11 protein-coding genes are annotated in these 8,798 nt (G+C 73.3%); 2 read left to right on the forward strand and 9 right to left on the reverse strand.

Annotated elements, in window-relative coordinates:
* Positions 1 to 81 precede the first annotated feature (81 nt).
* The 4 genes from ACFWM7_RS30690 to aroH all read right to left on the reverse strand — a co-directional run bounded on the left by ACFWM7_RS30690 (position 82) and on the right by aroH (position 3,008).
* Positions 82 to 738: a lysophospholipid acyltransferase family protein gene (locus tag ACFWM7_RS30690; RefSeq protein ID WP_383266772.1), complete on the reverse strand. Its 657-nt coding sequence runs from the start codon at positions 736 to 738 to the stop codon at positions 82 to 84.
* Positions 735 to 1,430, reverse strand: coding sequence for a (d)CMP kinase (gene cmk, locus ACFWM7_RS30695; RefSeq protein WP_383266773.1), 696 nt, complete (start codon positions 1,428 to 1,430; stop codon positions 735 to 737). Before cmk ends, ACFWM7_RS30690 begins: the two co-directional genes overlap by 4 nt.
* A gap of 133 nt (positions 1,431 to 1,563) precedes the next feature.
* Positions 1,564 to 2,649 carry a prephenate dehydrogenase gene (locus ACFWM7_RS30700; RefSeq protein ID WP_383266776.1) on the reverse strand — a complete coding sequence of 362 codons (1,086 nt, stop codon included), beginning with the start codon at positions 2,647 to 2,649 and terminating at the stop codon, positions 1,564 to 1,566.
* Positions 2,646 to 3,008, reverse strand: coding sequence for a chorismate mutase (gene aroH / locus ACFWM7_RS30705; protein ID WP_383266779.1), 363 nt, complete (start codon positions 3,006 to 3,008; stop codon positions 2,646 to 2,648). Before aroH ends, ACFWM7_RS30700 begins: the two co-directional genes overlap by 4 nt.
* A 256-nt stretch (positions 3,009 to 3,264) precedes the next feature.
* Between aroH and ACFWM7_RS30710 the strand changes: the two genes are divergently transcribed.
* Both ACFWM7_RS30710 and ACFWM7_RS30715 read left to right on the forward strand, forming a co-directional pair.
* Entirely contained in the window at positions 3,265 to 3,690 is a 426-nt protein-coding gene (locus ACFWM7_RS30710; RefSeq protein ID WP_383266781.1) for a Rieske (2Fe-2S) protein, read from the forward strand.
* Between the two features lie 55 nt (positions 3,691 to 3,745).
* Positions 3,746 to 4,462, forward strand: coding sequence for a DNA polymerase beta superfamily protein (locus ACFWM7_RS30715; RefSeq protein WP_383266783.1), 717 nt, complete (start codon positions 3,746 to 3,748; stop codon positions 4,460 to 4,462).
* On the opposite strand, the gene ACFWM7_RS30720 is transcribed toward ACFWM7_RS30715, so the two are convergent.
* Genes ACFWM7_RS30720 through pnuC form a run of 5 tightly spaced genes read right to left on the reverse strand, consistent with a single transcriptional unit; the run spans position 4,452 to position 8,753 of the window.
* A complete protein-coding gene (locus ACFWM7_RS30720; RefSeq protein ID WP_383266786.1) occupies positions 4,452 to 5,234 on the reverse strand; it encodes a DNA polymerase beta superfamily protein in 783 nt (260 codons plus the stop codon). The genes ACFWM7_RS30715 and ACFWM7_RS30720 overlap by 11 nt on opposite strands.
* Before the next feature lie 3 nt (positions 5,235 to 5,237).
* Entirely contained in the window at positions 5,238 to 6,263 is a 1,026-nt protein-coding gene (locus tag ACFWM7_RS30725; protein ID WP_383266788.1) for an ADP-ribosylglycohydrolase family protein, read from the reverse strand.
* The gene (locus tag ACFWM7_RS30730; RefSeq protein WP_383266790.1) at positions 6,260 to 7,024 is read right to left on the reverse strand and encodes an NUDIX domain-containing protein; all 765 of its coding nucleotides are present in this window, start codon (positions 7,022 to 7,024) and stop codon (positions 6,260 to 6,262) included. Before ACFWM7_RS30730 ends, ACFWM7_RS30725 begins: the two co-directional genes overlap by 4 nt.
* Positions 7,021 to 8,100 (reverse strand): AAA family ATPase, encoded by a 1,080-nt coding sequence (locus ACFWM7_RS30735; RefSeq protein ID WP_383266793.1) that lies wholly within the window; start codon positions 8,098 to 8,100, stop codon positions 7,021 to 7,023. Before ACFWM7_RS30735 ends, ACFWM7_RS30730 begins: the two co-directional genes overlap by 4 nt.
* On the reverse strand, positions 8,097 to 8,753 hold the full coding sequence (pnuC, locus tag ACFWM7_RS30740) for a nicotinamide riboside transporter PnuC (protein WP_383266796.1): 657 nt from the start codon (positions 8,751 to 8,753) through the stop codon (positions 8,097 to 8,099). Before pnuC ends, ACFWM7_RS30735 begins: the two co-directional genes overlap by 4 nt.
* Between the last annotated feature and the right edge of the window lie 45 nt (positions 8,754 to 8,798).

The following is an 8,798-nucleotide window of genomic DNA, read 5'->3' on the forward strand; positions in this document are numbered from 1 at the left end:
GGGGGTGTGGGGGGCCCCGCGTCTTTGACGCCGGTGGGGCGGGGTGGGGGGGGGCCCACTACTCAAGTTCTCAAGTCTGGCCTATCGACCGGTGAGGCGCTTGGCGCTTTCCAGGTGGGCGGTCAGCTTCGCCTGGATCCGCAGGGTCGCCTGGTCCAGCGCCTTGCGCGTACGCCGCCCGTCGCCGGCGCTCGCGTCGAACGCGTCGCCGAAGACGACGTCGACCCGGCTGCGCAGCGGGGGCAGCCCCCGTATCAACCGTCCGCGGCGCTCGGTGCTTCCCAGGACGGCCACGGGGACGATCGGAGCCCCGCCCCGTACCGCGAAGTACGCGAGTCCGGCGCGCAGCGAGGCGAAGTCTCCTTCGCCGCGGGTGCCCTCCGGGAAGATCCCGAGGACTCCGCCGTCCGCCAGGACGCCGAGCGCGTGGCTGATGGCGGTGCGGTCGACGACTCGGCGGTCCACCTCGATCTGGCCGATCCCGTGCAGGAACGGGTCGAGGGGGCCGACGAACGCCTCCTTCTTGATCAGGAAGTGCACCGGCCGGGGTGCGGTGCCCATCAGCATCGGTCCGTCGATGTTGTGGGAGTGGTTCACTGCGAGTATGACGGGTCCGGCGGCGGGCACGCGCCACGCGCCGAGGACCCTGGGCTTCCACAGCCCGTACATCAGGCCGATGCCGATGGACCGCCCGACGGCCGCTCCGCGCAGCGTGGGCGCGCCTGTGGCATCGCTCACGCGGCGACCCGCTTCCCCTCGACGAGGGTGACGACGCACTCGATGACCTGCTGGAGGGTCAGCTCGGTGGTGTCCACCTCGACGGCGTCGTCCGCCTTGGCGAGCGGGGAGGTCTTGCGGGCGGAGTCGGCGGCGTCCCGCTTGATCAGGGCCTCGCGGGTGGCGGTCAGGTCGGAGCCCTTGACCTCGCCGCTGCGGCGGGCGGCGCGGGCCTCCGGGGAGGCGGTGAGGAAGATCTTGAGGTCGGCGTCGGGCAGCACGGTGGTGCCGATGTCCCGGCCCTCGACGACGATGCCGCCGGTGGCGGCCGCGGCGATGGAGCGCTGCAGCGCGGTGATGAGGGTGCGCACCTCGGGGACCGCGCTGACGGCGCTGACCTTGGAGGTGACCTCCTGGGTGCGGATCGGGCCTGCGGCGTCCTCGCCGTCGACGGTGATCGTCGGGGCGGCGGGGTCGGTGCCGGAGACGATCACGGGCTTGGCGGCGGCGGTGGCGATCTCCTCCGGGTTGCTCACGTCGATGCCGTTGTTCAGCATCCACCAGGTGATGGCCCGGTACTGCGCGCCCGTGTCCAGGTAGCTCAGGCCGAGCTTGGCGGCGACGGCCTTGGAGGTGCTCGACTTGCCGGTGCCCGAGGGCCCGTCGATGGCGACGATCACGGAGGAGCGTGCGGTTTCCACGGTGGTGGACACCTTCCTGGTACACGGGGTGGGGACGGACGGGCCAGGGAACGGCCTCGTACCAGGTTACCGAGTACCGGAGGTGCCCTTGTACCCCGTACGGGGGAGGCGCCCGCCACCCCTCGCACGGGTGCCGGGGCCGGGCTCAGCCGCGGATCGACCAGCCCCGTTCCTGGAGGGCCGCGCCGAGGACCGGGGCGGCGCTGGGTTCGACCATGATCTGGACGAGGCCCGCCTGCTGGCCGGTGGCGTGCTCGATGCGGACGTCCTCGATGTTGACCCCGGCCCGGCCGGCGTCGGCGAAGATCGCGGCCAGCTCGCCGGGCTTGTCGCCGATGAGGACGGCGACGGTCTCGTACGCGGTGGGGGCGGCGCCGTGCTTGCCGGGAACCCGGACGCGGCCGGCGTTGCCGCGGCGCAGGACGTCCTCGATGGCGTGGGTGCCCGCGCGCCGCTTGTCCTCGTCGGCGGAGTGCAGCCCGCGCAGCGCGGTCACGGTCTCCTCCAGGTCGGCGGCGACCCCGGCGAGGACGTCGGCGACCGGGCCGGGGTTGGCGGAGAGGATCTCCATCCACATCCGGGGGTCGGATGCGGCGATCCGGGTGACGTCGCGGATGCCCTGGCCGCACAGCCGTACGGCGGTCTCGTCGGCCTCCTCCAGCCGGGCGGCGACCATCGAGGAGATCAGCTGCGGGGTGTGCGAGACGAGGGCGACGGCCCGGTCGTGGGCGTCGGCGTCCATGACGACGGGGACGGCCCGGCACAGGGCGACCAGCTCCAGCGCGAGGTTGAGCACCTCGGTGTCGGTGTCCCGGGTCGGGGTGAGGACCCAGGGGCGCCCCTCGAAGAGGTCGGCGGTGGCGGCCAGCGGCCCCGACCGCTCCTTGCCCGCCATCGGATGCGTACCGATGTACGGGGTGAGGTCGAGGCCGAGCGCCTCCAGCTCGCGGCGCGGGCCGCCCTTGACGCTGGCGACGTCCAGGTAGCCGCGGGCCACCCCGTCGCGCATGGCGGTGGCGAGGACGGCGGCGGTGTGCGCGGGCGGTACGGCGACGACGGCGAGGTCGACCGGACCGGCGGGCGGCTCGTCGGTCCCGGCCCCGAGCGCCGCGGCGGTGCGGGCCGACTCGGGGTCGTGGTCGACGAGGTGCACATGGATGCCCCGGCCGGCCAGTGCGAGGGCGGCGGAGGTGCCGACGAGCCCGGTTCCGATGACGAGGGCGGTTCTCACTGGGCGATGTCCTTGCGCAGGGCGGCGGTGGCGCCGAGGTAGACGTGGCTGATCTCGGCGCGCGAGAGGTAGGTCTCGACATGCACGAGGATACGGACGACCCGGGGCATCGCCCCCTTGATGTCCAGCTCCTGGGCGCAGATCAGGGGTACGTCGAGGATGCCGAGGCCGCGCGCGGCGGCGGCCGGGAAGTCGCTGTGCAGGTCCGGGGTGGCGGTGAACCAGATGCTGATCAGGTCGTCGGCGACGAGTTCGTTGCGTTCCAGGACGGCGGTCAGCAGCTCACCGACCCGCTCGTCCATGTGCCCGGCCTCGTCCCGCTCCAGCTGGACGGCGCCCCGGACCGCTCGTACCGCCACGTCGCACTCCTCGTTCTTCGCTGCTTTTCGGTGCCTCGGACCCGGCGCTTTCCGGCGCGGGCCGCTGCTCGCCCCAGCCTAGATCGGCCGCGGCGGACGCGATCACGGTGTTCCGTCCGTGAGACGGGCGGGCCCGCGTCCGTCGGAGCCCCGTCCGCCACCCGGGCGGGCGCACGGTCCGCCCGGTTGCTTCGCGTGGGGGCCCGCCACCACCACGATGGCCCCCACCCACCCCGCCACCGAAGGAGAGAGCCCCATGAACGCACGGCGAAGGACGGTGCTGGCCGCGGGTGCGGCGGGTGCCGCCGCCCTGGCCACCGGCTGCGGATCCTCCGACGGGGACGGCGGCGAGGACGCCGGCCCGACGCCGAGCGCGCCGGGGGACGCCACGGGCGGGGCGGAGCTGGCCAGGACCGGGGACATCCCGGTCGGGGGCGGCACCGTCTTCAAGGAGCAGAAGGTCGTGGTGACCCAGCCGGAGGAGGGCGAGTTCAAGGCGTTCTCCGCCGTCTGCACCCATGCGAGCTGTCTCGTCTCGACGGTGAGCGACGGCACCATCAACTGCCCGTGCCACGGCAGTAGATTCAGCATCACGGACGCGGCGGTCGAGGCCGGCCCGGCGACCCGGCCGCTGCCCGCCGAGCAGATCAGCGTCTCGGGCGGGGCGATCCGGCTGGGCTGAGGCGGCCCGGAGATCTCCGGAGCGCGACGGGCCGCTCCCCCGTACGCTCGCGGCCATGATCACTCCTGCCGAGCAAGCCCTCGTACGCGACCACACGGTCTACGCCTGCGTGATGGGCTCGCGCGCGTTCGGACTGGCCACACAGGACAGCGATACGGACCGGCGCGGTGTGTTCCTCGCACCCACCCCGCTGTTCTGGCGCTTCGAGAAGCCGCCGACGCATGTCGAGGGCCCCGCGCCGGAGCAGTTCTCCTGGGAGCTGGAACGCTTCTGCGAACTGGCCCTGCGGGCCAATCCGAACGTGCTGGAGTGCCTGCACTCCCCGCTGGTGGAGTCCGTGGACGACACCGGCCGCGAGCTGCTGGCACTGCGCGGGGCGTTCCTCTCCCGCCACGCGCACGGCACCTTCGTCCGGTACGCGCTGGGCCAGCGGAGGAAGCTGGAGGCGGACGTACGGGTGCACGGGGCGCCGCGCTGGAAGCACGCGATGCATCTGCTGCGACTCCTGGCGAGCAGCTGGGACCTGCTGCGTACGGGCGAGCTGCGCATCGACGTCGGCGAGGCCCGGGAGGAGCTGCTGGCGGTGAAGCGGGGCGAGGTGTCCTGGCCGGAGGTGGAGCGCCGGATGGACCGCCTCGGCGAGCAGAACGACGAGGCGGCGACCCGCTCCCCGCTGCCGCCGGAGCCGGACCGGGCGGCCGTGGAGGACTTCCTCGTCCGGACCCGGCGGGCCTCGGCGGTGCGGGGGACGCGCGGCGAGGTCAGCCCGTGAGCCTGGCCCGTACGACGAGGTCGTGCAGGCCCTCCAGGGCCGTCGCCGCGTCCGGCAGCCGGGAGCGGGTCTGCGCCTCGTCCAGGACGCCGTGCAGCTCCGTCACGTCCCGGGCGACCGCTTCCCCGTCGAGGCCCGTCGCCGTGCCGTGCTCGGCGTCGGCCTTGGCGGCGATCAGGTCCGGCAGGTAGGCAGGGGCGTCGACCTCCGTGAGCAGGGTGGGCAGATGGGCGCTCACCTCGCCCGAGCGCATGAGGTGGATGCCGGTGAGCAGGGCCCGGAAGGTGTAGAGCAACGGCTTGAGCTCGCCGGTGTTCCCGTACAGCCGCCACTGCGTCCCGGCGAAGCCCCGGTAGTGGTGGGCGTGGTTGCGGGTGAGGACGCCCGGGGCGGACGCGGCCAGCTCCGTGTGGAGCGGGCTCGTGTGCACCACCAGCGGGGAGAGCAGTTGTTCCAGGACGTAGCCGTTCGGCCGGAGCATCAGTCGGACGAACTTGCGCAGATCGTGGGTGACGAGGTCCAGCTCGACCCCGTCGCGCTCCCACATCCTGGTGCGGGTCTCCTCCGGCTCGTGCAGTCCCACCAGGTCCTCGGCGGGCAGGACGTGGACCCCCCGCAGGTCCACGTCCGAGTCCTGCGAGGGAAAGCCGTACAGATGAGCGCCGGAGACCGTGGCGAAGGCCAGAGGGCCCGGGGCATGAGCGAGATCCGGGCGCAGGTCGGTGACCGGGAGTCCGGCCCGGGCCAGGAGATCGTCGGTGGCAGTGGTCATGGCTCAAGAGTCCCAGAGCGCCGCCAGGGACAGCAGGTCGCTGCGGTACTCGATGCGCTCGGACCACTCCTTGGGCCAGGCCGCCGCGCCCAGGTGCGCCCCGGCGAGCGCTCCGGTCAGGCAGGCGATGGAGTCGGAGTCGCCCCGGGTGCAGGCGGCCCGGCGCAGGGCGGTGACGGGCTCCTCGGGGAAGAGCAGGAAGCAGTGCAGGGCGGTGGCGAGGGCTTCCTCGGCGATCCAGCCGTCGCCGGTGCGCTCGCACGGGTCGGTCTCCGGCGACGGGTCGCGCAGGGCGTCCTGGACGGCCCCCAGGGCCGCCAGGCACTCGTCCCACCCGCGCTGGATGTACTCCCCCGGCGTGGCGTCGCCCGCGTGGCGCCAGAGATCGCCGAGCCAGCGGGTGTGGTAGCGGCCCCGGTTCTCCAGGGCGTAGCTGCGCAACTGGCCGATCAGACCGAGCGGTTCGGCACCCTGGGCGAGCAGGAACACCGCGCGGACCAGCAGGTCGGAGGCGGCCAGGGCGGTGGGGTGGCCGTGGGTGAGGGCGGCCTGGAGCTGGGCGGCGCCGGCCCGCTGCTCCTCGCTGAGGCCGGGGACCAGGCCCACGGGGGCGACCCGCATGTTGGCGCCGCAGCCCTTGGAGTGCGTCTGGCTGGCCTCCTGCCAGAGGCGGGTGCGTTCGAGGAGGCGGCAGGCGGTGAGGCAGGTGTTGCCGGGGGCGCGGTTGTTGTCCGGCGAGTGGTACCAGGCGATGAACTCGGCGCTGACCGGGCCCACCAGCCGTTCGGGGGTGAGCAGTCCGCTGTCCATGGCGGTACGGATGCCCCGGCCCAGCGCGATCGTCATCTGGGTGTCGTCGGAGACGACGGCGGGCTCCAGGAGGGGCATGTGCCGCCAGGGGCCGAACTTGGCGAGGATGGCGGGCACGTCGTTGAACTCGGTGGGGAAGCCGAGCGCGTCGCCGAGCGCGAGCCCGGTCAGGACGCCGGTCGCGGCCTGCTTGGTGAGGGGCGGGGTGGTGAGGGTCATGTGTCTCGTCCTTCCGGTCCGGAGGGGGAAGCGTCGGTGCGCTGGGGGCGCAGGAGCGGCGGGTGCAGGGCGGTGGCGTCGCCCGCCCGGTAGAGGGCGGCCGGCTTGCCCCGTCCGCCGGTGCGGCGCGGCGGGCCGTCCACCGGCTGGACGAAGCCCGGCGCGCTCAGCACCTTGCGCCGGAAGTTGGGGCGGTCCAGCTCGACGCCCCAGACGGTCTCGTAGACCTGCTGGAGCTCGCCGAGGGTGAACTCGGCGGTGCAGAACGCGGTGGCCAGGCAGCTGTATTCGAGCTTGGCGCCGATCCGGTCGTGGGCGTCGGCGAGGATCCGGTGGTGGTCGAAGGCCAGGGGGCCGACCGCGTCCGCGTCCCACCACCTCGCACTCGCCGCGTCGCCGCCGCCGCGCGGTTCGGGCAGGTCCGGCAGGAGTACGGCGTACGCGACGGAGACGACCCGCATCCTCGGGTCGCGGTCCGGGTCGGTGTAGGTGCGCAGCTGTTCGAGGTGGAGCGCGCCGATCGTGCCGGGGCCGAGGCCGGTCTCCTCGGCCAGCTCGCGGCGGGCGGCGTCCTCGGCGGACTCGCGCGGCAGCAGGAAGCCGCCGGGCAGCGCCCACCGGCCCCGGTAGGGCTCCTGGCCGCGTTCGACGAGCAGCACGTGCAGCCGGGCCTCGCGGACGGTGAAGACCGCGAGGTCGACGGTGACCGCGAACGGGGCGTAGGCGTGCGGGTCGTAGCCCTCGGGGGCGGGGGCGCTCATCGTTTCTCCGGGAGGGGCGCGGCGAAGTCCCAGGCGGTGGCCAGGAGTTCGTCGACGGCGGCGACGGCGGCGGTGAGCCGCGCCTCGGGCGGGCCGCTCATCTCGATGAACCGCCTTCCCGTACGGGTGAGTTCGGCGCGGAAGCGGTCGGTCATCCAGGGGCGCAGCTCCTCGCCGTCGCGCAGCCCGTCGTCCTCGAAGGCGACGCCCTCATGGTCGGTGAGCAGCCACAGGTGGTGGTCCGTGCGGTCCGCGATCTGCTCGACGAGGGGGTTGCGGCCGCCGACGTACCGCTCGTGCCAGACGATGGTGGCGAAGGAGTCCGTGTCGCAGAAGAGGACCGGGGATCCGGCGCGGGCGGCGGCCTCCTCCCGGTCGTTCTGGGTTGCGGCGATGAGCGGGAAGTCGTCGGTGGTGAAGGTGACGTCCTCCCAGGCGGCCCCCGGCCACCGCGCACGCAGGGCGGCGAGCTTCTCCTCGCTGTACTCGCGCCCGTACTCGGCGACGTACCCCGTGTGCGCCCACACCCCGCCGCGTGCCCGGTAGTGGGCGGCGAGGGCCCGGGCGAGGGTTGTGGTGCCGGTGGACTCCGCGCCGAGGACGACGACCCGGCGGGCCAGGGCGGCCCGTACGGGCGGCTGGAGGAAGTCCCAGCAGCCGACCGGATCCTTGCGCACGGCGGTACCGGAGACCGGGAAGAGGGTGCGGTCGGGGTCGACGAGCACGGAGTCCGCGCCGAAGCGGCGGCCCAGCTCCTCCCCGTACGCCTCCGAGGTGAAGACCGCGTCCACCCGCTCGGGCACGGCAGCGGTGAAGACGGCCATGTGCGCGTCCCAGACGGCCGGGTCGTTGACGTCCATGTGCGTGTCGTCGAGCGCGCCGACCACCGTGACGTCCGGGTGGATCTCACGCATCCAGGCGACCCGGTCGGCGAGCGGCACGGACTCCACGGAGGCGGCGCAGACCAGCACGGTCAGCCGTTCGCAGCGGTCCTGGGCGGTGCGGACGAGGTGGTGGTGGCCGGCGTGCGGCGGGTAGAACTTGCCGAGGACCAGGCCGTGTTCGTAATGCTTCATGCCGTGGCGACCTCCGGGGCTCGGGCCTCGCGCACGGCCACGTCGCGGTGCCAGTTGCGCAGCCCGACCAGGCAGAGCGCGAGGAATCCGGCGTACAGCAGCGAGGTCAGGTACAGCCCCTTGTGGGCGTAGAGCGGGATGTAGACCACGTCGGCGGCGATCCACAGCCACCAGGACTCCAGCCGCTTCCTGCACTGCCCGTACGTCGCCATCAGCGACAGGGAGGTCGTAGCCGCGTCCCAGAACGGGACGGTGGAGTCGGTGGCCCGGGACAGCAGCAGCGTGATCGCGGCGGTCCCCACCACCCCCGCCGCGAGCAGCCAGGCCCATTCGGTGCGGGTCGTGCGGCGCACCGGCAGGACCGAGGAACCTGGTCCACCCCCGTGGGTCCAGGTCCACCAGCCGTACGCGGCGAGGGTGATGAAGACGATCTGGAGGCCGGCGTCGGCGTACAGGCCGGCCTGGGTGAACAGCAGGATGAAGAAGAGGTTGTTGGCGATGCCGATCGGCCAGTTGGCGAGGTGCTGGCGGGCCACGAGCCAGACGCACAGCGCGCCGCTGCCGAAGCCCAGCACCTCGGTCCAGCTGACCGGGGTGTCCAGGATCGTCACCAGGGGCTGTTGCAGGGGATCGAGTATGTCCGCGAGACTCACGCCCGCCTCCTTCTCAATAGTCACTCTGACTATAAAGGGTGGACG

This window comes from Streptomyces sp. NPDC058375 (assembly GCF_042723425.1).
Lineage (GTDB): Bacteria > Actinomycetota > Actinomycetes > Streptomycetales > Streptomycetaceae > Streptomyces > Streptomyces durocortorensis.

Bases quoted from the DNA above. Each gene is read 5' to 3' on its own strand.
- ACFWM7_RS30710 (WP_383266781.1), top strand. From the start codon at position 3,265: ATGAACGCACGGCGAAGGACGGTGCTGGCCGCGGGTGCGGCGGGTGCC.
- ACFWM7_RS30715 (WP_383266783.1), top strand. From the start codon at position 3,746: ATGATCACTCCTGCCGAGCAAGCCCTCGTACGCGACCACACGGTCTAC.
- ACFWM7_RS30720 (WP_383266786.1), bottom strand. From the start codon at position 5,234: ATGACCACTGCCACCGACGATCTCCTGGCCCGGGCCGGACTCCCGGTC.
- ACFWM7_RS30725 (WP_383266788.1), bottom strand. From the start codon at position 6,263: ATGACCCTCACCACCCCGCCCCTCACCAAGCAGGCCGCGACCGGCGTC.
- ACFWM7_RS30730 (WP_383266790.1), bottom strand. From the start codon at position 7,024: ATGAGCGCCCCCGCCCCCGAGGGCTACGACCCGCACGCCTACGCCCCG.
- ACFWM7_RS30735 (WP_383266793.1), bottom strand. From the start codon at position 8,100: ATGAAGCATTACGAACACGGCCTGGTCCTCGGCAAGTTCTACCCGCCG.